Source organism: Steroidobacter gossypii, assembly GCF_016801985.1.
In the GTDB taxonomy this organism is placed as follows: Bacteria; Pseudomonadota; Gammaproteobacteria; order Steroidobacterales; family Steroidobacteraceae; genus Steroidobacter; species Steroidobacter gossypii.
The window spans coordinates 929,087-954,358 of the sequence record NZ_JAEVLS010000001.1; the positions used below are offsets into that span (position 1 = coordinate 929,087).

Annotated in this window: 22 protein-coding genes and 1 pseudogene; 12 read left to right on the forward strand and 11 right to left on the reverse strand. The window is 63.0% G+C overall.

From position 1 onward, the window contains the following. Positions 1 to 59: 59 nt before the first annotated feature. The gene (locus JM946_RS04050; protein WP_203165849.1) at positions 60 to 629 is read left to right on the forward strand and encodes a helix-turn-helix domain-containing protein; all 570 of its coding nucleotides are present in this window, start codon (positions 60 to 62) and stop codon (positions 627 to 629) included. Between the two features lie 158 nt (positions 630 to 787). On the opposite strand, the gene JM946_RS04055 is transcribed toward JM946_RS04050, so the two are convergent. Further along, positions 788 to 1,798 (reverse strand): NADP-dependent oxidoreductase, encoded by a 1,011-nt coding sequence (locus JM946_RS04055; protein ID WP_203165850.1) that lies wholly within the window; start codon positions 1,796 to 1,798, stop codon positions 788 to 790. 82 nt (positions 1,799 to 1,880) lie between these two features. Further along, positions 1,881 to 2,444, reverse strand: a complete 564-nt coding sequence (locus tag JM946_RS04060; RefSeq protein WP_203165851.1) for a DUF3617 domain-containing protein — start codon at positions 2,442 to 2,444, stop codon at positions 1,881 to 1,883. A gap of 96 nt (positions 2,445 to 2,540) precedes the next feature. Here JM946_RS04060 and ligD point away from each other — a divergent pair, with 96 nt between their 5' ends. The 3 genes from ligD to JM946_RS04075 are packed head-to-tail and all read left to right on the forward strand — an operon-like array spanning position 2,541 to position 6,436. Next, positions 2,541 to 5,387 (forward strand): DNA ligase D, encoded by a 2,847-nt coding sequence (ligD, locus tag JM946_RS04065; RefSeq protein WP_203165852.1) that lies wholly within the window; start codon positions 2,541 to 2,543, stop codon positions 5,385 to 5,387. 9 nt (positions 5,388 to 5,396) lie between these two features. Further along, the gene (locus tag JM946_RS04070; RefSeq protein WP_203165853.1) at positions 5,397 to 6,227 is read left to right on the forward strand and encodes a CAP domain-containing protein; all 831 of its coding nucleotides are present in this window, start codon (positions 5,397 to 5,399) and stop codon (positions 6,225 to 6,227) included. Between the two features lie 8 nt (positions 6,228 to 6,235). Continuing rightward, on the forward strand, positions 6,236 to 6,436 hold the full coding sequence (locus tag JM946_RS04075; RefSeq protein ID WP_203165854.1) for a DUF3565 domain-containing protein: 201 nt from the start codon (positions 6,236 to 6,238) through the stop codon (positions 6,434 to 6,436). 64 nt (positions 6,437 to 6,500) lie between these two features. Here the strand turns inward: JM946_RS04075 and JM946_RS04080 are convergent, their stop codons facing one another. Next, positions 6,501 to 7,214, reverse strand: a complete 714-nt coding sequence (locus JM946_RS04080; RefSeq protein WP_203165855.1) for a hypothetical protein — start codon at positions 7,212 to 7,214, stop codon at positions 6,501 to 6,503. Positions 7,215 to 7,380: 166 nt separating this feature from the next. Next, the gene (locus JM946_RS04085) at positions 7,381 to 8,565 is read right to left on the reverse strand and encodes a S8 family serine peptidase (protein ID WP_203165856.1); all 1,185 of its coding nucleotides are present in this window, start codon (positions 8,563 to 8,565) and stop codon (positions 7,381 to 7,383) included. Positions 8,566 to 8,886: 321 nt separating this feature from the next. Between JM946_RS04085 and JM946_RS04090 the strand changes: the two genes are divergently transcribed. The 3 genes from JM946_RS04090 to JM946_RS04100 all read left to right on the forward strand — a co-directional run bounded on the left by JM946_RS04090 (position 8,887) and on the right by JM946_RS04100 (position 11,725). After that, positions 8,887 to 9,393, forward strand: a complete 507-nt coding sequence (locus tag JM946_RS04090; RefSeq protein ID WP_203165857.1) for an RNA polymerase sigma factor — start codon at positions 8,887 to 8,889, stop codon at positions 9,391 to 9,393. Positions 9,394 to 9,402: 9 nt separating this feature from the next. Then, positions 9,403 to 10,155, forward strand: a complete 753-nt coding sequence (locus tag JM946_RS04095) for an anti-sigma factor (protein WP_203165858.1) — start codon at positions 9,403 to 9,405, stop codon at positions 10,153 to 10,155. Positions 10,156 to 10,222: 67 nt separating this feature from the next. Beyond that, on the forward strand, positions 10,223 to 11,725 hold the full coding sequence (locus tag JM946_RS04100) for a phospholipase D-like domain-containing protein (RefSeq protein WP_203165859.1): 1,503 nt from the start codon (positions 10,223 to 10,225) through the stop codon (positions 11,723 to 11,725). 93 nt (positions 11,726 to 11,818) lie between these two features. Here the strand turns inward: JM946_RS04100 and JM946_RS30175 are convergent. From JM946_RS30175 to JM946_RS30180, 5 genes and pseudogenes are all read right to left on the reverse strand, one after another. After that, a pseudogene (locus JM946_RS30175) lies at positions 11,819 to 12,253 on the reverse strand (thermonuclease family protein); the annotation flags it as partial. Next, complete coding sequence (locus JM946_RS04105) at positions 12,253 to 12,912, reverse strand: ABC-type transport auxiliary lipoprotein family protein (RefSeq protein ID WP_203165860.1); 660 nt, start codon at positions 12,910 to 12,912, stop codon at positions 12,253 to 12,255. The pseudogene JM946_RS30175 and the gene JM946_RS04105, both read right to left, overlap by 1 nt. Positions 12,913 to 12,920: 8 nt before the next feature. After that, positions 12,921 to 13,856, reverse strand: coding sequence for an MlaD family protein (locus JM946_RS04110; RefSeq protein ID WP_203165861.1), 936 nt, complete (start codon positions 13,854 to 13,856; stop codon positions 12,921 to 12,923). A gap of 3 nt (positions 13,857 to 13,859) precedes the next feature. Next, entirely contained in the window at positions 13,860 to 14,678 is an 819-nt protein-coding gene (locus JM946_RS04115; protein WP_203165862.1) for an ABC transporter ATP-binding protein, read from the reverse strand. Between the two features lie 2 nt (positions 14,679 to 14,680). After that, positions 14,681 to 15,796 (reverse strand): ABC transporter permease, encoded by a 1,116-nt coding sequence (locus tag JM946_RS30180; protein WP_203165863.1) that lies wholly within the window; start codon positions 15,794 to 15,796, stop codon positions 14,681 to 14,683. 230 nt (positions 15,797 to 16,026) lie between these two features. On the opposite strand from JM946_RS30180, the gene JM946_RS04125 reads away from it, so the two are divergent. Beyond that, positions 16,027 to 17,139, forward strand: coding sequence for a mechanosensitive ion channel family protein (locus tag JM946_RS04125; protein WP_203165864.1), 1,113 nt, complete (start codon positions 16,027 to 16,029; stop codon positions 17,137 to 17,139). Positions 17,140 to 17,153: 14 nt separating this feature from the next. Here JM946_RS04125 and JM946_RS04130 read toward each other — a convergent pair whose 3' ends face one another. Then, on the reverse strand, positions 17,154 to 18,578 hold the full coding sequence (locus tag JM946_RS04130) for an alpha,alpha-trehalose-phosphate synthase (UDP-forming) (protein ID WP_203165865.1): 1,425 nt from the start codon (positions 18,576 to 18,578) through the stop codon (positions 17,154 to 17,156). Between the two features lie 339 nt (positions 18,579 to 18,917). Between JM946_RS04130 and JM946_RS04135 the strand changes: the two genes are divergently transcribed. The 4 genes from JM946_RS04135 to dinB all read left to right on the forward strand — a co-directional run bounded on the left by JM946_RS04135 (position 18,918) and on the right by dinB (position 24,292). Beyond that, on the forward strand, positions 18,918 to 19,895 hold the full coding sequence (locus JM946_RS04135; RefSeq protein ID WP_203165866.1) for a malate dehydrogenase: 978 nt from the start codon (positions 18,918 to 18,920) through the stop codon (positions 19,893 to 19,895). A 226-nt stretch (positions 19,896 to 20,121) separates the two neighbouring features. After that, positions 20,122 to 22,599, forward strand: a complete 2,478-nt coding sequence (locus JM946_RS04140) for an acyl-CoA dehydrogenase (protein WP_203165867.1) — start codon at positions 20,122 to 20,124, stop codon at positions 22,597 to 22,599. Between the two features lie 71 nt (positions 22,600 to 22,670). Further along, on the forward strand, positions 22,671 to 23,123 hold the full coding sequence (locus tag JM946_RS04145; protein ID WP_203165868.1) for a DUF4399 domain-containing protein: 453 nt from the start codon (positions 22,671 to 22,673) through the stop codon (positions 23,121 to 23,123). After that, positions 23,120 to 24,292 (forward strand): DNA polymerase IV, encoded by a 1,173-nt coding sequence (gene dinB, locus JM946_RS04150; RefSeq protein WP_203165869.1) that lies wholly within the window; start codon positions 23,120 to 23,122, stop codon positions 24,290 to 24,292. The genes JM946_RS04145 and dinB overlap by 4 nt, the downstream gene beginning before the upstream one ends. Positions 24,293 to 24,455: 163 nt before the next feature. Here dinB and JM946_RS04155 read toward each other — a convergent pair whose 3' ends face one another. Next, positions 24,456 to 25,241, reverse strand: coding sequence for a hypothetical protein (locus tag JM946_RS04155; RefSeq protein WP_203165870.1), 786 nt, complete (start codon positions 25,239 to 25,241; stop codon positions 24,456 to 24,458). Positions 25,242 to 25,272 lie beyond the last annotated feature (31 nt).

The following is a 25,272-nucleotide window of genomic DNA, read 5'->3' on the forward strand; positions in this document are numbered from 1 at the left end:
ACATCATGAGGGGCGAACTTCGGTGCGGGCTTGTTTGGCAATGCTGAGAATTGAATACGATGGACAAGCCGGAACTGGTGGCCGAACACCTGGCGCGCAACCTGGTCGCCTTTCGCCAGGTGCGCAATCTCACTCAAGGGGCGCTGGCCAAGAGCGCCGATGTGCCGCGCTCGACCATTGCGAATCTCGAGTCGAGCAATGGCAATCCTTCGCTCACTGTGCTGGTCAAGGTGGCCAATGCGTTGGACGTGCCACTCGATGAGTTGCTGGCCTCACCGCGCGCGAAGGTGCGGAAGTGGTTGCGTGAGGAGCTGCCGGCACAGAGTGCAGGCCGGGGAATCGCGATTCGCTCGCTGATTCCGGAGCGCGTGCCGGATGAGGTGCTCAACGTCATGGACTTCGCGCCGGGCGCCTCCATGCGAGGGTCGCCTCATTTGCCGGGCACCCGAGAGTTTTTCACTTGTCTGTCGGGGCAGGTGACGATTTTCGTCGCGGGCGATCGGTTCGATCTCGCTGCGGGGGATGTCTTGGCGTTTCCGGGGAATGTGCCGCATTCGTATCGGAATACGGATGCGAACCGGACGGCACAGGGTGTGTCGGCGGTGTTGCTGGCGAGAGCGGGGGTTTGAAGGCCCGCTCATAACGCCGCAGCACTGTTTTTTCGATTGGGAAAGAAACAAAGAGAATGCGCTGCCGCGGCGCGGCCGCGCGTTCGGAAAGGAAAGGAAAACTAAGCCGCGGGGTAGGCGGCCGCGAGCGGCCGATGACCCGGGGCAACCGAGCAGGCTCAAGCGTCGGCGACTTTCAACACGAGCTTGCCGAAATTTTCGCCGCTGAAGAGCTTCAGCAAGGTCTCGGGGAAGGTATCCAAGCCGGACACGACATCTTCCCGCGTCTTGAGCTGCCCGGCCTTGTACCACCCCGCCATCTCCCGTCCCGCTTCGGCGTAACGATCGGCGTAGTCGAACACCACCATGCCCGTCATGCTGGCGCGATTGACCAGCAGCGAAAGGTAGTTGGACGGCCCTTTGACTCCGGTGGTGCTGTTGTATTGTGAGATGGCGCCGCAGATCACGATGCGCGCCTTGCGCGCGAGCTGGGTGAGCACGATGTCGAGAATGTCGCCGCCGACGTTGTCGAAATAAACATCGACGCCTTTCGGGCAATGCTGGCGCAAAGCTTTCTTGACATCCTCGGCTTTGTAGTCGATCGCAGCATCGAAGCCGAGCTGCTGCGTGAGGTACTCGCATTTCTGCTGGCCGCCGGCGATGCCCACCACGCGACAGCCTTTGATCCTGGCAATCTGCCCGACCACTGTGCCGACCGCACCGGCCGCGCCGGAGACAACGACGGTCTCGCCCGGCTGAGGCTTGCCGATGTCGAGCAAGCCGAAATACGCCGTCATGCCCGGCATGCCGAAGGCGCCCAGATAAGCAGGCAACGGCGCGAGCGCCGGATCGATTTTGGTCAGCAGCTTGGCCTCCAGCGTGGCGTACTCCTGAACACCCAGCGAGCCGGAGACGAACTCGCCCGGGCTGAACTTCGGATGCCGCGACTCGATCACTTTGCCGACGCCGCCGGCGCGCATGACCTCACCGAGCTGCACCGGGGCAATGTATGACTTGCCTTCGTTCATCCAGCCCCGCATGGCCGGATCGAGCGATAGATACAAAGTCTTCACCAGCACTTCATTGTCGCCGGGCGCGCGAGTCGGCTCTTCGACGTAGTTGAAGTCGCTGCGCTTGACCGCACCGACCGGTCGGGCTGCCAGACGGAACTGATGATTGCTGAAAGTCATGCTGCCTCCGGGCGTCACTGCCGGAGGCAAGCATAAGGGATGTGCGCGAGAAAACTAGCGGCCCGCGCTACCGCGACCAGGATTACTGCTCCGGAATTTCGTCGGTGTTCTCGTCGTCATCCATGTCGTCGTCGTCCTCGTCGCCGCAGTCCGGGCCCAGCCAGCGGCCCTTGATCTTGCCCTTGAGCGTGAAGGCGTCCGGGCCTTCGCCAGTCTTCAAGTCCAGCTCGCCCGTCATGGTCTCCGGCGTGGGCGTAGTCACACGAAACAAGCCCGAGCCCTTGATCTTGCCGGTGCAACTCATGCGGATTTCCTGAGTGTTGCGCGTCGTGCGCACCACGGTCTGGGTGCAGTCGTCATCAGCGGAGCTGAACGGCTTGTCCAGATCTTCCTGCGTGATGCACTCGCTGCTGACTTCCTCCTCCGGTTCCTCGGCGGCGGCCGCCTTGAGATCGGCGATCATCTTGGCGCGCTGCTCGGGCGTCATCTTGTCCACCAGTTCCTTGGGCAGCGGCGGCACGCCGCTGAAGCGCATGATGGAGGTCATTTCCCACAAGCCCAGCTTCACGTTGAGCCGCTCGGCGCCGGCGGCGCTCAGCGTGGTCAGCAAAAGAGCGGCAAGCGCCATGGATCTCGGGATATTCATTGTGGTTCTCTGTGAGCTCTCTATCGAAGGAACGTGACACGGATCTACGGCGTTCCCGCATACCACCGGCGCGATTTTTCACCGCAGAGGTGCGATGTGGCAACCCAGAAACTCTCCCGCTATCGCGCGATGCGCGACTTCACCAAGACGGCTGAGCCGAGCGGCCGGCAAAAAGTGACCAGGTCGCCGCAGCTGCGCTTCGTGGTCCAGAAGCACGCCGCGACCCGTTTGCACTACGACCTGCGTCTGGAGCTGGGCGGCGTCTTCAAGTCCTGGGCGGTCACACGCGGACCTTCGCTGAATCCTCAGGACAAGCGCCTCGCCGTGGAAGTCGAAGATCATCCGCTGGATTACGGCGACTTTGAAGGCACCATCCCGAAAGGCCAATACGGCGGAGGTACAGTACAACTTTGGGATCGCGGCTATTGGCGCCCGATCGGCGAGCGTTCCGCCGAAGAGCAGCTCAAGCGCGGCGAGCTCAAGTTCGAACTGGCTGGCACGCGCTTGAACGGCAGCTTCGTGATCGTCCGCATGAAGAACGATCGCTACGGCGGCAAACGCACCAACTGGCTGTTGATCAAACATCGCGACAAGTTCGCGCTCGACGCGGCAGCGATGGAGCAAGTGATGGAGGAAGATCGCTCGGTCGCTTCCGCCCGGCCCATGGCGGCGATCGCCGCTGGCAAGGGCCGTTCACCCAAACCGTTCATGCTCAAGAAAGCCGGCAAGGCCGACGCGGTTTGGCATTCGAACCGCGAGTCGGATGAGGAGGCGCCTTCAACCAAGAAGGTCGCGGCACGCAACACCGCGGTTGCAACCAAGACTGCTCGCTCCAGGTCCGCCGGCGCCAAAGCCAAAACACGGGGTCGGGCCAAAAAGGCATCCGGCAAGCGTGTGCGAATACCGGACTTCATCGAGCCCGAGTTGTGTAAGCCGATCGACCGTCCGCCCGGCGGCGCCGGCTGGGGCCACGAGGTGAAGTTCGACGGTTATCGCCTGCAGCTGCGCATCGCCGATGGCGAAGTGACATTGAAGACGCGCAAAGGCCTGGATTGGACCGACAAATTCCAAGCCATCGCCGCTGCGGCGCGCGACTTCCCCGACGCCATCATCGATGGCGAAGTCGCCGCGCTGGACGATAACGGCTCGCCCGATTTCGCGGCCTTGCAAGCGGCGCTGTCGGAGGGACGCACCGACGATCTGATCTTTTTCGCCTTCGACCTGATGTACAGCGAGGAGGGCGACCGCCGCTCGCTGACACTCAGCGAGCGCAAGGCCGAGCTCAAAGCGTATCTGGAACAGCAGCGACAAGACGCCACCGGGTTGATCCGCTATGTCGATCATTTCGAGACGGCGGGCGAAGCCGTGTTGCAGTCGGCTTGTCGCATGAACCTCGAAGGCATCATTTCCAAGCGACTGGATTCGACGTACCGAGCGGGGCGCGTGGGCGACTGGACCAAGGCGAAGTGTCGCGCCGGGCAGGAAGTGGTGATCGGCGGCTGGACGCAAACGGGCAGGAACTTCCGGTCGCTGCTGGTCGGCGTCCATCGGGACGGTCACCTGATTCACGTAGGCCGCGTCGGCACCGGCTTCGGCGGCGACAAGCTCGCCACGCTGTGGCCCAAGCTGAAGAAGCTCGAGACCGACAGAAATCCGTTCACCGGCAAGATGGCGCCGCGCAAAGGCGCGGATGTGCATTGGGCCAAACCGAAGCTGGTGGCCGAGATCGAATTCGCCGGATGGACCGGGGGCGGCAATGTGCGCCAGGCTGCGTTCAAAGGCCTGCGCATGGACAAGTCGGCGAGCGAGATCGTGGCGGAGCAGCCGGCGCCTGCGCAGGACGTCGATGTGGTAGAGCCAGAACCCAAGACAGCTCGAAGCAAAACCGCGCCGGCAAAGGCCGCGAGCAAGTCCGCGAACAAACAAACGTCGACGAAGTCGTCGTCGAGCAAGTCCGCCAGCGATGGCTCCAATGTCGTCATGGGCGTGCCCATCTCCAGCGCCGACAAGCCGCTGTGGCCGCATGCCAACGACGACCGGCCGGTGACCAAGCTCGACCTCGCCCGTTATTACGAAAGCATGGGCGAGTGGATCATGGCGCACATCAAGGGCCGACCCTGTTCAGTGATCCGGGCGCCCGACGGCATTCACAAGGAACGTTTCTTCCAGCGACATGCCATGCAAGGCACCTCGAACCTGATCACCATGGTGAAAGTGTTCGGCGATCACAAGCCGTACCTGCAGATCGATCGTGTCGAGGCGCTCGCAGCCATCGCCCAGTCCGCCGGCGTCGAGCTGCATCCATGGAATTGTCAGCCGGACAAACCTGAAACGCCGGGCCGCCTGGTGTTCGATCTCGATCCGGGGCCCGATGTGTCGTTCACGGCGGTCATCAACGCCGCGAAGGAAATCAAGGAGCGGCTCGAAGCGCTGGGACTGGTCGCGTTTTGCAAAACCACCGGCGGCAAGGGCCTGCACGTGGTCACGCCGCTGGCCGACTCCAGGAACAATCGTTTGAAATGGCCCGAAGCCAAGGCGTTTGCGCAAGGCGTGTGCTTGCGCATGGCCGAGGACAGCCCGGATCTGTACCTGGTCAACATGTCGAAGAAACAACGCGGCGGTCGCATCTTCCTGGACTATCTGCGCAACGATCGCCTGTCGACGGCGGTGGCCCCGCTGTCACCGCGCATGCGAGACGGCGCGACGGTTTCCATGCTGCTGAACTGGTCGCAGGTGAAGGCAGGTCTCGACCCGACGCGCTATACCATGCGCACGGCGAAGAACTACGTCGGCAAAGCGACCGAGTGGCAACACTACTGTGAGGCGGAACGACCGCTGCAGGATGCGATTCGAAAGTTCGTGCAGGAAGGCAAGCCCGCTGGCACGCGTAGTCGCTCGGGCCAGCGGCGGCGCGACTCGAATCACGCGCATGCCGTGACGTAACATCCAGGCATGAGAAAGTTTGCGAGCGCCCTGGCCCTGTGTTGTGCATCGATTGCGCCGCCTGCGGTCGCGGATATCGATGATGGTTTGAACGAGATTCGCCGCAAGGGTTGCGACCGGCGGCCAGGCGTCGCGCAACCCTTGCGTTCCAATCGTGAGTTGGACGTGGTCGCGCGAGAGTGGTCCAAGGGAGGGCGACTGCACGAAGCGATCGCGCGCTCGGATTATCGGGCGACCGAGTCGGCGTCCATGCGAGTGGAAGGCTCGACGGACCCGCAGGCCATTCTGGAAGTGCTCCGGAAAAATTATTGCCAGACCATCACCGATCCGACCTTCAAGGAGATCGGCACGTACCGACGGGGCGATGCGCTGTGGGTGGTGGTTGCGGCGCCGTTCGTCACACCGTCCGTGAAAGATTCGGCGCAGGTGAGTCAGCAGGCGTTGGCGCTGGTCAATGCGGCTCGCGCCAAACCCCGCAAGTGTGGACGTTCGTCGTTTCCTGCCGTGGCGCCGCTCAGGTTATCGGCTGTGCTGAATCGAGCGGCGCTGATTCACAGTCAGGACATGGCGAACAAGGATTTCTTCGAGCACCGGGGATCGGATGGCAGCAAAGTCAGCGACCGCGTGACGCGCGTCGGTTATACGTGGCGCACGGTTGGCGAGAATATCGCCATCGGGTCGCAGACGGCCGAGGCGGTCGTGCAGGGCTGGATTGCAAGCCCCGGTCATTGTGCCAACATCATGAGCCCCGGCTTCACCGAGATGGGCATCGCTTTCGTAGCCGATCCCAAGAGCGACGCCGGCATCTACTGGACCCAGGTCTTCGCGACGCCTCGCTGAAATCCACGATGAAACGCAAGATCGTTTCATTCCATCAGGATCATGAGCAGCACTGGGTCGCGCGCCTCGACTGCGGCCACGATCAACACGTTCGTCACAATCCTCCCTGGACCAATCGCCCCTGGGTGGTCACACCCGAAGGCCGCGCGACGGCGCTAGGGTTGGAACTCGATTGCAAGAAGTGCGACGAGGGCCGGCCGCCGGATTGATCATCGAGCGAGCGCCGAGGTTTTATCCTCGGCGCCGTCTTTTATGTCGCAAGTAGAGTCGTCGTCACTTCCTCGATGCGCTTGCCGAACCCTCGCCTGTGGCCGCCAGGCCGCTCTGGGAAGCGGAAGCCGATCCATTCGCGCCCGCCGAGACATCCAGGGCGCCCGATGATTGAGCTGTGCCTTCATTCCCAGACGGCTCGGGCGCGCTAGGAACAATCGTGTTCTCGCCCCCGCCTGACTGGGCCGGCTCGACACTCGGCACTTCCGACTGCGGTAGCGTCGCGCCATTCAGCGCGCCACTGCCTGTGGCCTGCGTAGCTCCGGCGAGATTGATTCCGTCGCGGCTCGCGCTCGATGTCGCCGAGCCCGCCATCTCGGCGGCGCCTTCAACCTGCACGCCATTGATCGCACCCACGGCCGTCGCGGCGGCGGCTGAAGTGGCCGTCGTGGCCGCTTGACGCGTCTCGCCAACTTTGTCCCGCGCCTCACCCACCTTCCCAGCTGCGCGATTGCGGACGGCGCTGGTCGTATCCCGCACTCGATTGGTTGCCCGGTCAGCAGTGTCACCGGTTGTCCGACGCAGCGAGCTCGCATCCAGATCGGCGCCGAACGAGCCGTTCACTGTGCCCTGCGTGGCCATGCTCATATCACGCATGCTGCCCGACAATGTGCCCCCCAATCCGCCGCTCACGCCGCCCAGCCCCTGAGCATTCACCGCAGCGCAATTCAGAGCGGCAGCCATCGCAACACCGATCAGCACGAAACGAGTCTTCATGGAATCTCTCCTCCTGGCGCAGCCAATCTGCGGCCTTTGACTGGAGTACGACGCCGCCCGCCGATTTCTTCCAATGACACCGAATTTTTTTGCTCACCTACCGCCCGCTCTACCGCCACGAACCCGCCGCCGACACGTCGGCAGCGTCCTCAGCCCGGCAGACACGTCATCTCGACGCCAGTTGCTCCGGCGGACGCAGCTCGTCGCCGACGAGCCCGTTGCCATAGATCTTGTCGGCGCCGCGAGCACCCAAATCGGCGGCCTGCGCCGCCAAGGCGGCGACGGCGGAGTCCGCGTGGGTTTTATCGATGGTGTCGAGCTGCCGGGCGAGGAGCCCGGCGACGATGGGGGCAGCGAAGGAGGTGCCGCGGACGACGGCGAAGGGCGACTCGATGCCCGCGGCGGACATGTTGGCGCCAGGGGCCGAGAAGTCGACGTGTTTGCCGCGGCAGGCTTCAACGAGCACGCGTTGTTTAGCATCGACGCCCGTCACGGCGACAACGGAGGGATAAGCCGCGGGGAATAAAGGCGGCGCACTCGGCCCGTCGTTCCCGACGGCGGCGACCACCACATGGCCACGAGCAGTTACAACGCGGATGATCTGTTCCAGCAGAACATTCGCTGGCCCGACCAGACTGATATTGATCACTGGAACTTTCTCACGCGCCATCCATGCGAACGCTTCAGCGACTGAATCGACGGCGCCTCCGGTTGCGAGCCCGCAGTAAACATCGGCGGCGAACAACTCGGCGCCGGGCGCGGCGCCATGAAACACATCACTGCGGCCGACCAGCAAGGAAGCGACTGCAGTCCCATGCGAACTGGGGATAGAGCCGGCGCACCCATGCTCATGCACAGTCACACCGCTAAACACTGGATGCGTACGCTGCACGCCGCCGTCGATCAAGCCGACCTTGTGGTTATCGATCCTTGCTCCACCGCCGCCCTGCGCCGCGGTGGCGGCTGTCCGCGTAGGCGCGGCTAGAATCTCACCGCTCTCGAGGTAGATATGGTTGTAATCGTATGTCCCCTCCGGATCCGCTCGGCGCAGACGTTCAAGTGCACGACGGGTGGACATGCCGGTGGGTGCTTGCAGGACCACGATGGTGACATCCAGCCCTTCCAACACTCGCGTGCGACCAATCCCAAAACCCGCCGCACGCGCGCGGTCGAGCGCGGCCTCAGTGGGCGATAGCGCGACGACTTCATTGCGTATGATCGGCGCGCCGCGAGGATCTGCGTCCAACAGGGTGCGATTGGCCCGGAGCAGAGTCCGAATCCGCAGCTGTCGCAGCTCGCGAAGCTGGCGCGGGTCCGCTCGATCGAGCACGCCGTCTACTGTTCGATTCAACGAATCCGTGGGTAGCCTGGGCAAGTTGGGCAGTTGCGCCGGGGGCAATCCCACCTGCGCGCGCGCCGGCCCAGCTGCAGCAAGCAGCAGAATGGCGCAAATTCGAATGAGCTTGGTCGGGAACATAAGTAGGCTTGCCCGTCAGCATATACGTCCGGCGCGCCGAAATCCTTCCGCGGGACGCGAGCTCCAGGTCGCCAGCCGGCGACAGATGGCGGCCTCTCGCAGTACCCTAGCGAACGCAATCGCAGCGTCCGACAAGACAACGCTTGAACAATATTTCGACAACCCTGGATTAAACCGCGCCTCGGACGCGTATTCATGAGCGAGACACCGGCCAGCACGACGTCTTCTTTGCAGCAGGTCCGCCAGCACATCGTGGCGCTGCTGCCTCGACTGCGCCGTTTCGGCCGCGCCATCACGCGTAACGCGTCGGATGCGGACGACCTGGTGCAGATCGCGATCGAGCGCGCCTTGCTGCGCCATGAGCAGTGGCGGCCCGAAGCGCCGTTTCACAGCTGGATGTTCGGCATCATGCGCAACGCCTGGATCGACGAAGCCCGCGCCCGCAGCCGTCGCGGACAAGTGCTGGCCCCGGAAGAAGCCGGCCTGGATGTAGGCGACAACGCCAGCGAAGCCCAGCAGCGCCTGTTGTCAGTGCAAAAGGCGATGGCCTCGCTGCCGGACGAGCAGCGCTTGGCCGTGGCGCTGGTGCTGATCGAGGGGCTTTCCTACAAGGAAGCGGCGGAAGCGCTGGATGTGCCGATAGGAACATTGACCAGCCGTCTGGCGCGCGGCCGCGAAGCGCTGCAGAAGCAGCTGGAGTGAAGGTGGATCATGCAGTTCTCCGATGAAACGCTGATGGCCTATGCGGATGGCGAGCTCGACGCCGATCTGCGGCGCGAGATCGAAGCCGCGATGGCGCTCGATCCTGCCATCGCCGAACGCATCGGCAGACATCGCCAGTTGCGGGCCGATCTAGGCGCGGCCTTCGGCCCCGTGCTCGACGAACCGATGCCGGCTCGGTTGCTGGATGCTGCCGCTGCTTCGCCGGCCTCGAAGCACGCCAGTGTCACCGATCTGAACGCAGCACGCTCAGCGAAACAGCGTGCTGTGAGTCCAAGGAAAGGCTGGTCGTGGCGAGAATGGGGCGCGATCGCGGCCAGTATGGTCATCGGCGTCCTTGCCGGGCGCACTGCCCTGCAGCCAGCGCGATCGGATTTGTTTGCAACCAGCGCCGCCGGCATCGTCGCGCGCGGCGAATTGTCCGCGGCGCTCACGGATCAGGTTGGAGGCACGATGCAACGTGGCAACGTTCACATCGGCCTCACCTTCCGCGACCGCGAAGGTCAATACTGCCGCACATTCGTGACCACCTCGGCCGCGGGCTTCGCCTGTAGAGAAGACAACACCTGGAAGGTGCGTGCATTGAACGAGCCCGTGCCCGGTCAACCAAGCGGCGAATATCGCATGGCTGGCACGGTGCTGCCGCCAGCCGTCCTCACCGCCGTCGAAGACACCATGACCGGCGAAGCGCTGGATCAGGAACAAGAGCAGGCCGCCCGCGCCAGGGATTGGAACAACAAGTAACGCTGCTGTTCGGGGAAACCCGGACTGGTCTGCAGCGCCGTGGGTCCGCGCCCACTACAATCCGGCCATGGAATTCGAACTCGAAGAACAATCGGCGCCGCGCCGGCGGTTTCGGAAACGGTGGCTGGGATGGGCATTGCTCGCCTGGTGGGGTGGCGTCGCCGGCTGGAACGTCGTCAAACCCATGCCGCCGGGCACCGAAGTAAGCTCGCCGGTGGTCACCACCGAAGCCGGCAACGTTCAGTTTCTCTATGACTTGAGCACCACCGCGCCGACCGGTGAAGACGTGCGTGAGCAACGCATCTTCGACGAGGTGTTCGCCATCATCGGCGGGGCGCAGTCGTTCGTAGTCGCCGACTTCTTTCTGCTCAACGACATGATGGGCGCGGCGGACAATGTGCATCGACCACTGAGTCGTGAGCTCGCCGATCGCCTGCTGGCGCGCAAGGCGGCGCGGCCGGACCTCGCCGTTCTGCTGATCACCGATCCTATCAACGATATCTATGGCGGCATGCCCTCGCCGCTGCTGAACGAGCTGCGCGCCGCCGGAATCGACGTAATCACCACCGATCTCGACCCGCTGCGCGATTCAAACCCGGCGTACTCGGCGTTCTGGCGCATGTTCCTGCAATGGTGGGGCAATGCTCCCGACGGCGGGTCGATGATGAATCCGTTCGCGCCGCCTGGCGGTGCGCCGATCACTTTGCGCAGCTGGCTGGCGCTCGCGAACTTCAAAGCGAATCATCGCAAAGTGATCGTGGCCGACCGCGCCGACGGCACTCTCGATGCACTGGTGACTTCGGCCAACCCGCACGACGGCAGCAGTGCGCATTCAAACGTGGCGGTGCGCTTGAATGGCGAGCTGGCCAAGCACATCGTAAACAGCGAAATGGCGGTGGCCCGATTTTCCGGCTGGAAAGGTCACATCTACGCCTCCCCGCCCAGCGAGCCCGAGACGCAATCCAAGGATCCCGTGCAGCTGCAGTTCCTCACCGAACAAGCGATTCGCGAACATCTGCTCGGCGCGATCGATTCGACGCGCAACGGCGACGCCGTGAACATCGCAACGTTTTATCTGTCGGACCGAACGATCGTGAAGGCGCTGCTTCGCTCGGCGTCACGCGGGGTGAAAGTCAGATTGATCCTCGATCCGAATCGCGACGCCTTCGGCCGCCAGAAGGACGGCGTGCCCAACCGGCCGGTCGCCTCGGAGCTGGTCGAACGCAGCGAGGAGAAGATCGAGGTGCGTTGGTATCGCACCCACGGCGAGCAGTTTCATACCAAGCTCGCGCTGATCAACCACGGCGATCGCTTGATCGCGTCGCTGGGCTCGGCGAATCTCACTCGCCGCAACATCGGCAACTACAATCTGGAAGCCAACGTCGCACTGGAGCTGAGCGCCCGCTCAGCGCTGGCGATAGAGCTGATCGGTTATTTCGACCGGTTGTGGAACAACGATGGTCCACTCGGGACGAGCTTCACTGCTCCCTACGGCGCCTGGCGCGACGACGATCCCGGCCGCTACTGGCGTTACCGTTTGATGGAAGCCACGGGGTTGAGCACCTTCTAACGCCACCGTGGTTTTCTTTGCGTTCTTCTGGCGCTGCTGATATCGATACTGCCACGGCGGCGTCAGGTCCTTGGAGGGCAACGCCCACAGACCACGCCGACTGGCGCGCGCCTCCTCTTCGAGCTCGATCAGTGAACGATCGTGAACCGTGCGGCGGTAGACCCAAACATGACCGTCGCGCACCAGCGCTTTGACGACATCGAGCCGATCCGGCTCGCGATATACACGCACGACCTTGCGCCCGTAACGATCGGTGTCGATCACATCCACGAACACTTGCCGATCGCCGATCAGTTTGACGAGAGCGGCGCGCGCAGCGTTGCCATACGGTTGACGCTTCTCGGGCGCGTCGATGTCTTGTAGACGCACGTCGACGTCTTTGCCCTGCGCCGGGCGCACCAGAAAACTGTCGCCATCGAATATCTTTCTGACCGTACCGGAGAAGTCACGGTCATCGGCCCAGGCCGTCGAACAGACAGCCGCACAGAACAGCAGGCACAGGCCCGCCAGCAACGAACTTCGCACCATCACTCGGGATCGGTCTGATTGCCTTCGCCGCGCGCCTTGCGAAGTACTGGCTGATCTTCGGCGACCGCGACCGCCGTTTGCCGCGCAAGGTCCAAAGCCACTTTCTGCGCGGCGGACTCGAACGCCGCCGCGACCGCACTCATGCGTTCCTCACGTGACGCGACTCGGGCGTCGCTGCTCACGGTTGTCACCAGCTTCCGGTCGAACACGCGGATCAGGCGACCGATGATCATCACGTGCGCTTCGGGATTCGAGCCGTTCGCGTAGTCGGCCTCGAAGTTGCGCACCTCGATATCCAGCATGTAATCGGTGGCGACGCGCGCCTGCTCGGCAGTCACGCTACGAAACAACTGCTGGTCGTTGAGGCTGCTGACCAGCATGCTCTGCACGACCTCGACGGTGCGGCCGCCCCAGCGCACGCCGCGGTAGTAGTCGAGCTGCCGTCCCTTGAGCACTGCGATGCGTTCGGTATCGAGCCCCGGCGCGAAATCCGGCCGGCCGATGGACAAATCCACCGCCGTCCTCGGCGCACCGCTGACGGAGCCTGCCGGCGCCGACGCGAGCACATACGAACTGGGCACGGGCAAATCGCTGTCGAACAGCGAGCCGGTGCAAGCGGCGCACAACACGGCGACCGCACCCATCAACCCAGCTTTCATGCCTGCGCTCATGGCTTGATCTCGACGCCGCTCTCCGGCGGCTCATACAGAATCTGCGACGGATTTTCCTGCAGGCTGCGCGACAGGTCGCGGAATTCCCGGGCGGCCTGACGCGTCTCGCGCATCAGTCGCTCCAGTTCGAACAAGCCTTGCTCGGTGAAATTGCCCAGCTGCACTTCGCTTTGTTGCGTGAAGCGGTCGACTCGCAGCGACGCCTCGGCAAGATTGGTTGCTATATCGTTCATCCGAGCCAACGCCTGCTTCACCTCGGGCCGAGCGTCTTCGCTCATGGCTCGCAGCGATTCCGAAGCGCCATGAATCTCGACCACGGTAGCGCGCAGCTCCGAGACCAGCTGCTGCACGTCTTTCGCGGTCTGCGGCATGGTGGCCATGGTGTCGCGCATGCCCTTGATGGTTTCGGCGATGCCGTTGAGGTTCTCGTCCGAGACCACGCGTGACAATCGTTCCAGCAAGGTGTTGGCACGCCCCATCAGCTCCGGCAGGCTGGCCAGGAAGGCGTCGAAATCGGATTCGACCGCTTCGATCACGGGATAGTTTTCGCCCTGAAGCAACGGCGCATTGCGATCGACATCGGAGGCTTCTTTCAGGTTCACATACAACAGGCCGGTGACGCCTTGCAGCCCGAGGCTGGCGCGCGTTGCTGCCGAGATCGGCGCGCTCTTATCAACCTCGACCACCACGTGCACCCGAGTGGCGTCGCTCGAGTCGATGGCGAGCCGGCGCACCCTGCCCACATCCACGCCGAGAAAGCGTACCGGGCTGCCGCGATCCAGGCCGCTGACCGAGCCGGTGAAATAAATCTCGTAACGGGTGTACTCGCGGCCGTCGTTCGCGTCGGTGTACCAGAGCACGAAGCCGATGGCCATGGCGACCACCAGCAGAATGAAGGCGCCGACCGCGACGTAATGAGCGTCTCGTTCCATGAGCTACCGCGCGACCTCGCTGGCGGAAGCCCCATTGGCAGAGACCTGGGCCGCTCGGGAGCGAGGCCCGTGGAAGTACTCCTGGATCCACGGATGTGGGTTTTTCATGATGCCGTCGAGCGTATCGACCACGATTTTTCTGTCAACCAGCACCGCCACGCGGCTGCAGGTGGCCAGCAACGTATCCAGGTCGTGCGTGATCATCACGATGGTCAGCTTCAGGCTGCGATGCAGATAGGTTACCAACTCGTCGAAGCCGGCCGCGGAGATGGGGTCGAGACCGGCGGTGGGCTCGTCTAGAAACAACAGGGCGGGATCCAGCGCCAGCGCGCGCGCCAGCGCCGCGCGCTTGACCATGCCACCGGACAGCTGCGACGGCAGTTTCGCGCCCGCGTCCACCGGCAGCCCGACCATGCGCAATCGCAGCTCGGTCAGCGCCTCCAGCGCGGCGGGCGAAGCATCGAAGTACTCGCGAATGGGCAGCTGGATGTTTTCCGCCACGCTCAGCGAGCTGAACAACGCGCCATGCTGGAAAGTCACGCCGTAACGCCGTTTGACGGACAGCAGTTCCGCGCCGCTCATCTGAGTGATGTCGCGACCTTCGATCAGCACTTGTCCCGACCAAGGGCGCTGCAGCCCCAGCATGGTCCTGAGCAGTACCGACTTGCCGCTGCCCGAGCCGCCGACGATGCCGAGCACCTCGCCGGGCATCACATCCAGGTTGACGCCGTCGTGCACGACCTGCTGGCCGAAGCGGTTGACCAGGTTGCGCACCGATATGATGGGTGTCTGATCCGAGGAGGTCTGGGGGTTGGAGCTCATGATCAGAAATCCAGCTCCACGAACACGATCGCGAAGATGGCATCGGCGAAGATCACGAGGAAGATCGACTGCACCACCGCGACGGTGGTGAGGCGACCCAGTTCGCGGGACGAGTCGCGCACCTGCATGCCTCGATACGTACCGACCAGTGCGATCAACATGGCGAACACGGGCGCTTTGACCAGGCCCGCCCAGAAGGTGGTCGGCGCCAGCGCGTCCTGCACTCTCGGAATGAATTGTGATAACGAAATGTCCAGCAGTAGCGACGACAGCAGCGCGCCGCCCGCCAGGCCCATGGCATCGGCCACGATGGTCAGCAACGGCAAGGCGATCAGCAGGCCGATCAGACGCGGCACCACCAGCACCTCGTAAATGTCCACGCCCATGGACTCCAGCGCATCGATTTCGTCATTGAGTCGCATCACGCCGATCTCGGCGGCAAACGCGCTGCCCGAGCGACCGGCCACGATAATGGAAGTGAGCAGCACGCCCATCTCGCGCAACACGGAGATGGCCACCAGATCGACAGTGAAAATTTCCGCACCGAACTGTCGCAACTGTTGCGCACCGAGATAGGCCACGATGACGCTGATCAGGAACGCGATCAGCGACACGATGGGAATGGCCTGAATGCCGGTCTCATATATATGTCGCGCGATCGACGGCAGGCGCAGGTGATGGGCGCTGCGCATGGCACGCAGCCAGGTCATGGTGATGCGGCCGAAGAAGCCGATGGCGTCGCGGCTTTGCTTGGCTTGCTGAACCGCGCCCCGGCCAACCCAAACCACGGCATCGCGCAGCGACGAGTCGGCCGATTGTTGCGGTGGAGTCTTGCCGCCTTTCTGTTCCAGCAGCTCATCCAGGAAGGCGAAGTGCGACGGCCGCTTGCCGACCACTGCCATGCGCCCTCCGGCCCGGCTGCGCTCCAGCCAGTTGCGCAGCAGCCAGGCGCCGGACAGATCCATCGTTTGGATGTCGCTGAAATCGAGCCTGGTGTAGCGGCCCCGCTGCTCGAGCTGCGCCAGCGTGGTCTCCATTTCGGGAAGATTGTCGATGCACCAGGCGCCGCACAGACGCAGCGTGGAGTCATCGCCAGTTCGTTCCGATTTGAATAGCACCGGGTCGGTTACCGTTACACAGGACGCGCGCAAGATTAACAGATGTGGCTGAAGACCCACCCCCTGGCCCCGCCCGCGCGCGGCAGGGCAAGTCATTTTGTTTCCGCCGAAGGAACCTCAGGCTCGGCGTAACAAATACATGGCGCGCCGGCGACGTAAGACCGGGCTGCCTTCGGGCAGCCACGTCGCGATATCCTGCGCGATCCTTCCTGTGTGGGGCGGGCTTGCTGATGAACGAAGTCGAGCAGCTGGTGGACGCCACTTACATGGGCAACACCCTATGGCAGCTGACAGTGGCCGGCGGCATCGCCGTGGCTGCGTTCCTGATTCTGCTGCTGGTCCGCCGCGCCGTGCGCGCCCGGTACGAAAAGCTGGCCGCGACGCCGGAGATCGAGTTACTGGAGCTGCCATTGCGCATCGCCAGCCGTACGACGGTGCTGTTCCTGATCATCGCGGCGCTGTTCATAGGCGCGCAATGGCTCAAGCTGCCCGTGGCGGTCAGCAAGGCGTTGCTGACCATCTTCACTATCGCGGTGTTCTGGCAGATCGGGCTGTGGGCCACGGTAGCCGTCGTGGCCGCGCTGGCTCGCAAACAACGCGCGACGCTGGCTACTGACGCGGCGGCCGCGAGCTCGATAGGGATCATCGGCTTCCTTGCACGCGCCACGATCTGGTCGTTCGTTCTGCTGTTGACCCTGGACAACCTGGGCATTCAGATCAAGCCGCTGCTGGCCGGTCTGGGTATCGGCGGCATCGCGGTAGCCCTGGCGGCGCAGAACATCCTCGGCGACTTGTTCGCGTCGCTATCCATCACGCTCGACCGGCCGTTCGTAGTCGGCGACGCCCTGCAGGTCGACGACTTCAGCGGCACGGTCGAATACATTGGTGTGAAGAGCACTCGCCTGCGCAGCGTGAATGGCGAGCAGATCATCATGCCGAACGCGAATCTGCTCAGCAGCCGCGTGCGCAACCACTCACGACTGGTGCAGCGACGCGTGGTGATCAATGTCAGCGTCGATCAACAAACGCCGGTGGCGAAGTTACGGATGATCGCCGGCAAGCTGCGCGAGCTGATCGAATCTCACGAGCCGATCAGGTTCGACCGCGCGCACTTTGCCAAGATCGGCCCGTCGTCGTTCGACTTCGAAGCGGTGTACTTCGTGCTCACCAACAACTACGGCAAACACATGGACATCCTGCAGGACATCAACCTGCGGCTAGTGGAATGGTTCGACAAGGAACGCATCGTGTTTTCGACACCGCAGCGGGTGTACTACGTGGAGCAGGCGCGCTCCAATCCGATGAGCGAGGGCGAACCGGGTCCGGCGCCGCGAAGTATCTGATCGAACGGCCCTGATCAAATGGCGGTGTGCTTGACGCTGGTGATGGCCCGCACACGGCTGTCGGCGACCTGCGCCTGTTCGAGCGCTTCCATGAAGCGCCGTGTCCAGGCGGCGATGTCGTTGCGACGGAGCACTTTCATCATGTCGGCGTGACGCTCGCGCCGCTCGTTGAGGGGCATCGACAGCGCCGCCTGCATCGCATGACTGACGCCGCGAACATCATAGGGATTCACGAGCAGCGCCGACGTCAGCTCGCGCGCGGCGCCTGCGAGACTGGACAAGATCAACACACCCGGATCCGCGGGATCCTGAGCGGCGACGAACTCCTTCGCCACCAGATTCATGCCATCGCGCAGCGGTGTCACCAGGCCCACTTTGGCCGCGCGAATGAAGCCCATCAGCGTGGCGTGCGGGAAGTTACGATTCAGATAACGGATCGGCGTCCAGTCGGTGTCGGCGAAACGTCCGTTGGTTCTGCCCGCCGCCTGCTCGAGCGCCTGACGAATTTCCGCGTAGGCGCGCACGTCGGTGCGCGACAGCGGCGCAATCTGCAAATATGTGATGCGGCCGAGATTCTCGGGGTGCGTCTCGAGAAACTGCTGATAGGCTGAAAAGCGCTCCACCAGTCCCTTGCTGTAGTCCAGACGATCCACGCCCATCATCAACGAGCGGCCCATCAAGCTGTCGGTCATGCGACGCACGACTTCGGTGGCGCTGGCGTCGATGGCCTCGGCTTCGACCGCCCCGACATCGATGCCTATAGGGAACACTTCGGCCCGGATCAAACGATCGCCGATGCGGATGCGACCGTCCGAGCGCAGCGCGTCGGCGCCGAACAAATGTTCGATGCCGCTGTGAAACGAACGCAGATCGTTCTGCGTCTGAAAGCCGACCACGTCATAACTGGTGAGATCGCGCAGTAGCTCCGCATAACACGGCAGCACGCGCAGCATCTCGATGTTGGGAAACGGAATGTGCAGGAAAAACCCGAGCGGCTGCTGCACGCCGAGCTCCCGCAGACGTCGGCCCAGCGGAATCAAGTGATAGTCGTGGGCCCAGATCAGATCGCGAGGCTGCAACAAAGGCAGCAAGCGCTGCGCGAAGATCCGGTTGACGTTCTCGTAGGCCTCGCGCTGCTCGTTGGAATAGCGCATGCCCTTGGAGAAGTAATGAAACAACGGCCACAGCACGTCGTTCGAGTAACCGTTGTAGTAAAGCTCGAACTCGTGTTTGCGCAGCTCGATGGTGGCGTAGGTCACGCCTTCGCGAATATGAATATCGGGCTCGCCCGGCTCGCCCTCGCACGTCTCGCCGCCCCAACCGAACCACAATCCACCGGTACGCTTCAGGGCGCTGAGAATCCCCACCGCCAGCCCGCCCGGCGCAGCCGACTTGCGCGGCAGTGAGATTCGGTTGGAAACGCAGACAAGTCGTTTCATCTAGTCCATGTACTCGTGTGGCACCTGCAGAAATCTGCGGCTTATGCTTTGGCTACAACGTTGCTTAACGTCGCGCCGCGCCTGAAAGTTTCACCATGGCCAGCGTTGTCTCGGCCAGCCCTGGCGCGCGTGAGGCGGATCACGATAGTCGCCCGGGCCCGCCAGGGCAACCCAAGGCCGGCAATTTTCTCCAGCCGATTCAACCGATTGAGCTGCCGACGCGGCGAGCGAAGGCTGCGTTCACCGGACAATAAAGCCGCCTGACGCGTCTAACGGCGCCGAAAACGCTAGAATTCGCGCCCCTTCGATGCATCTCGTCGTACCTTGGAGCTGCGGTCCATGAAAAAGCCCGTCAATGTTGCCATCACCGGCGCGGCCGGCCAGATCGGCTATGCCCTCGCGTTCCGTGTCGCCTCCGGCGCCATGCTCGGCCCGGATCAGCCGATCAACCTGCACCTGCTCGAAATCACGCCGGCGCTGAACGCGCTGCAAGGTGTAGTGATGGAGCTCAACGACTGCGCCTTCCCGACCCTCAACAAGATTGTCGCTACCGACGACGCCAAAGTTGCATTCAAGGATTGCGATGTGGCGCTGCTGGTCGGCGCGCGGCCGCGCGGCCCGGGCATGGAACGTAAAGATCTGCTGCTCGCCAACGCGCAGATTTTCTCGGCTCAGGGCAAGGCCCTCGACGCGGTTGCGAATCGCAACGTGCGCGTGCTGGTCGTCGGCAACCCGGCGAACACCAATGCGTTGATCGCCCAGCGCAACGCGCCCGGCCTGAACCCCCGCAACTTCACCGCGATGGTTCGTCTCGATCACAACCGCGCGTTGTCGCAGCTGGCCGAGAAGACCGGCTCGCACAGCACGCAGATCAAGAAGGCCATCATCTGGGGCAATCACTCGGCCACTCAGTATCCCGACCTGCACCACACGCTGGTGGACGGCAAACAGGCGCTGTCGCTGGTGGATCAGAAGTGGTACGCCGAAACATTCATTCCGGTCGTGCAGCAGCGCGGCGCGGCGATCATCAAGGCGCGCGGTCAGTCGTCGGCCGCCTCGGCCGCCTCGGCCGCCATCGATCACATTCGCGATTGGGTGCTGGGCACTCCGGAAGGCGACTGGGTCAGCATGGCCGTGCCGTCGGATGGCAGCTATGGCATTCCGGAAGGTGTCATCTACGGTTATCCGGTGACCTGCAAGGATGGCGACTATCAGATCGTGCAGGGCCTGCAGATCAACGACTTCAGCCGCCAGCGCATGGACGCCACGCATAAGGAACTGCTGGAAGAGAAGGACGGCGTCAAAGAGTTGATCTGATCCAGACAAGTCCCGGCAGGTTCGTACCAGCCAACGGCGAGCGCGTCTCATACGATGCGCTCGCCGTTTGTTTTTGTGCCACGTCCGACTTGCTGTCATACGCCGCGCAGGCTACTGTCGTCGGCACCGCGCGACGGGCACGCCACGCCTGCATTGTCGGACATTCCGACTGAAATTTCGCCGCCCCTTCCGGCGTGCCGCGCACAGCTTCGCAGAGGTTCATGTCGTGAGCAGCGTGATCTGGTTTGTCTTGTTCGTGCTGGGCGCCCTGACGCTCGCCTACAACCGCGCCTCCTTGCTGACGACCACGCTGGCCTACGGCGCCGGCCTGCTCGCCTATGCCTTGTTCGGCGCAGGCTCGACCGCCTGGCTGATCGTGTTGTGGAGCATCCTGGGCGTGCTGGTGTTCTTGAACATCGATACGCTCCGCATTCGTTTCATCTCGCGCCCGTTCCTGCGCACCTATCGACGCATGCTGCCGTCGATGTCACAAACCGAAAAAGATGCATTGGAAGCCGGCACCGTGTGGTGGGACGGCGAGTTGTTCACCGGCGGCCCGGATTGGGAAAAGCTGTTGTCGGCCGCCGCGCCCAAGCTCACCGCGGAAGAGCAGGCGTTCATCGACGGTCCGTGCGAGGAGCTGTGCCGCATGATCGACGACTGGGACATCACCCACCGTCGCGCCGATCTGCCGCCGCACATCTGGGAGTACGTGAAGAGCAAAGGCTTCTTCGCCATGATCATCCCGAAGAAATATGGCGGCCTGGAGTTTTCGGCGTACGCGCACTCGTGCGTGCTGGTGAAACTTTCGAGTCGTTCCGGCGTGGTTGCATCCACGGTGGCGGTGCCCAACTCGCTCGGCCCTGGCGAGTTGCTGCTCCATTACGGCACTCAGGAACAACGCGATTACTACCTGCCGCGATTGGCGCGCGGCGAAGAGATTCCGTGCTTCGCGTTGACCGGACCACGAGCCGGCTCCGATGCGGCTTCGATTCCGGACACCGGCGTCGTTTGCAAAGGGATGTTCGAAGGTCGCGAGATCGTCGGCGTGCGGCTGAACTTCAGCAAGCGTTACATCACGCTGGCGCCGATCGCGACGGTGATCGGTCTGGCGTTCAAGCTGTTCGATCCCGACAAGCTGCTGGGCGAGGACAAGACCGATTACGGCATCACCTGCGCGCTGATTCCGCGCAACACGCCGGGCATCACCATCGGTCGTCGTCACTTCCCGATGAATGCGCCGTTCCAGAACGGACCGATCCAGGGCAAGGACGTGTTCGTGCCGCTCGACTTCCTGATCGGCGGCGTGAAGATGGCCGGCCAGGGCTGGCGCATGCTGGTCGAGCAATTGTCGGTGGGACGTTGCATCTCGCTGCCCTCCAGCGCCACGGGCGCCGCCAAAGCGGCAGTGTTCGCCACTGGCGCGTACTCGCGCATTCGCCGGCAGTTCAATGTTTCGGTTGGCCAGTTCGAAGGCGTGATGGAAGTGCTGGCTCGCATGACCGGTACCACGTACATCATGGACGCGGCCCGCTCGGTCACTGCTGGCGCAATCGATGGCGGCGAAAAGCCGTCGGTGCCCTCGGCCATGCTGAAGTATCACCTGACCGAATACGGTCGCGTGATCGCCAACGATGCGATGGACATCCACGGCGGCAAGGGCATCTGCCTCGGGCCCAAGAATTATCTCGGGCGCGGTTATCAGCTGGTGCCGGTGGCGATCACCGTGGAAGGCGCCAACCTGCTGACGCGCAGTCTGATCATCTTCGGCCAGGGCGCGATCCGCTGCCACCCGTTCGTATTGCGTGAGATGAATGCCGCGCGCGAGAAGGACAAGCGCAAAGGCCTGATCGAATTCGACGCCGCGCTGTTTGGGCATATCGGCTTCACGATCAGCAACGCGGTGCGCTCGATGGTGATGGCGTTGACGCTGGCGCGCTTCTCTCGCGTGCCGGACACGGGCGCGACTCAGCGCTTCTATCAGCACATCAATCGCTTCAGCGCCTCGTTCGCGTTTGCCACCGACGTGGCCATGCTGACCTTGGGCGGCTATCTCAAGAAGAAGGAAAGCCTGTCGGCGCGGCTCGCCGATGTCCTGTCGTGCATGTACCTGGCGTCGATGGTGCTCAAGCACTACGAGAACCAGGGTCGGCAAGAGGCGGATCTGCCGCTGGTGGAATGGGCTTGCCGCAACCTGCTCTATAAAGCTCAGGAACAACTGCACAGCTTTCTGCGCAACTTCCCGAACCGCTTCATCGCGGGGTTCATGCGAGTATTCATCTTCCCGCGCGGTCAAACGTATCACGCGCCTTCGGATCCGCTGAGCCACGAGCTGGTCAAGCAGGTCATGCATCCGACTGTGACTCGCGACCGTCTGACGGACGGCGTGTATCGCACCGTCGAGCCCACCAATCCGCTCGGCTTGCTGCATGAAGCGTTGCTGTTGAGCGAAACGGCGGAGCCGCTGGAGAAGCGCATCCGTGTCGAGGGCGTGAAGACTGGGAAAATCACCGCGCTCGATCTGCCAGGTCAAATTCAGCAGGCGCTGGCCGCGGGCATCGTGTCCGAGACGGAAGCGGCGATGTTGCGTGACTATGACCGGCGCGTGATGGACATCATCAACGTCGACGACTTCGCCACGGAGGATCTGGCGGCGGGCCAGCAGCCCGTGGAGATGCGACCGGCTCGGGTGAGCAACGCGTAAGCCTGTTCAGCAGTCTTGAGCTGCGACGTGGCAAAATGCCTTACCTTGACGTCGCTAAGGATGCTCCAAGAATGAACCAGGCATTGAAGACTCGAATCGCGCTCGCCGCGGCTGTTGTTTCGCTCGGCGCGGGCTTCGGCCTCGCCGGTATGGCCATGGCCGATGCGCAGCGGACGCCCTCGCCCGCGGGCGCGGAGGTTTACTTCATCGCGCCCGCGGATGGCGCGACCGTTACCAGTCCCGTGACCGTGAAGTTCGGCCTCAAGGGCATGGGCATCGCCCCGGCCGGGATCACGTTCGACAACACGGGTCATCATCACCTCATCATCGACGCGGATCTGCCGCCGCTCGGAGCTCCCATTCCGACGGACGCGCAGCACGTGCACTTCGGCAAGGGCCAGACCGAGACCACACTCGAGCTCAAGCCCGGCAAGCACACGTTGCAGCTGTTGCTCGGTGACTTCGGCCACATCCCGCACGACCCGGTGGTGGCGTCGAAGAAAATCACGATCACGGTGAAGTGACGCGATCCATCCTGCATGTCGACATGGACGCGTTCTACGCGTCCGTGGAGATGCGCGACAATCCCGAGTTGCGCGGCAAACCTGTGATCGTGGGCGGCCTCGGCGGACGTGGCGTCGTCGCGGCCGCTTCCTACGAAGTGCGCAAGTACGGCGTGCATTCCGCCATGCCGATGCGCGAAGCTTTGCGACGCTGTCCGCATGCGGTGTGCGTGAAGCCGCGGTTCGATCAGTACAAGGCGGTTTCCAACACGGTCTTCGAGATCTTTCATCGCTTCACGCCGCTGGTTCAGGGGCTGTCGCTCGATGAAGCGTTCCTGGACGTGACTCAAAGTGAGCGCGCGCTCGGCTCCGCGGAATCCATCGCGAAGCAGATCAAACAGCTCATTCTTCAGCAGACGCAGCTGACCGCGTCGGTGGGCGTTGCCCCCAACAAACTGGTTGCGAAGATTGCGTCGGACTTGCGGAAGCCGGATGGGCTGGTCGTCGTTCCTCCCGATCAGGTGACGGCGATCTTGGATCCGTTACCAATTCGTCGCTTGCATGGCCTTGGTAATAAAACCGCGCCGCTGCTCGAGCGCTTCGGCATCGTCACTCTTCGCGACCTTCGTCTCGCACCCGAGGCCACGCTTCGCTCAGTTTTCGGCAAGTACGCCGCGCAGATCAAAGCTCGCGCGGCGGGCGAAGACGATCGGCCGGTGATTCCGGATTACGACGAGAAACAGATTTCCTCGGAAACTACGTTCGACAGGGACATTGTCGATCCGTCAAAGCTTCACGCCGAACTCGCGGAGCTCGCTGACCGCACCGCTGCGCGGCTGCGCGCGCAGGGCTGGTTGTCTGAGCGCGTGACCGTGAAGATTCGTCGTCACGACTTCAAAACATACACCCGCCAATGCGCGGTCCGGCCCGCCACCCAAGAAACCCGCCCCCTCGCGGCCGCCGCCGCGAAACTCCTCGACGAATGGCTCGCCGCCCAACCTCACACCCCCATCCGCCTCCTCGGCGTCGGCGCCGGCGACCTCACCGCCCAACCCCAACTCGACCTGTTCTCCATGCCGGAGTCCAAACGCAACCAACATCTCGACGCCGCCCTCGACGACATCCGTGCAAAATTCGGCAGCTCCGCCGTCTCTCGCGCAAGCTCCCTGCGCTCTCGCGACCCTCGCTAAGTGGGCCAGCCCGCAGGAACCAACTTGATGTCGCAATTCGCTACATCAAGGCGGTAGCCTGCGTTGGAGCCCTGCAGCAGAGACATAACGTCCGCGACTTACACTTAAGGCATATCGCGAGCCATACAACTCTAGTTACATTTGCACGCGGTTCGGTTATGAGTCATTTAGGTTTGGGATCCTCGACATGGAAAGAAGTTGGGTTGGAAGTCACGCGAGGCGCCATCTGAAGTTTCCGAGCGCGGAGGCGAGGGGAGGCGACGATGGGGGTGCGAGGGCGGCTTAGTTCGCAGGCGACTTCGAGTTCCTGGGCGATGAGTTGCAGGCCTTGCAGGCGAGTGATTTGCAGACGGCGAGTGTCGTTCATGCCGGCGAAGCGAATGAGATCGGGCCAGAACGCGGTGTTGGTAGGCCAGCGAGGCATCATCAGCATGCCGTAACTCGCAGCGATGCACCGGATCTGCCACAGAGGCGTGCGCGCGAGGCGCTGCGCGGTGGCGTAGGGCATAGCGTAGACGACGCGAGCGGCCATGATGTTGGTAGCCGCGACGTGCCACGCATGGAACAGCGCCAACTCACAAAACACATAGTGCGCTGATTCATCTCCCATACGTGCGTATCGATGCGTCAGGACATCCGGCCTGACCGCGGTGGCATTCACCGACACAGCGCTCCAGAACTTCTCATCTTCGAAGCCCAGCGAATACAACGTATAGGGCATAGCTGCGACGGAGCGCAAAGCTTCTGGCGATAACAGCGCCATCGCCGCGCGTTGTCGTGGCGGCAGGTACTGCAGCTGGGAAACGCCCGGAGCAGTGTCGCGCTCCGAAACGAGCAATTCCAGATAGTCCAGATTCAGCTGATGTATGCGCGCGAGCAGCGCCGGATCCAGCACCGGCGCGAGAGCATCGTTGTTCGTTACAGATTCTTCCATGTGAGCTTGTGACATACGGCGTCCTGCGTAGTTGAGAGAGCGTGCA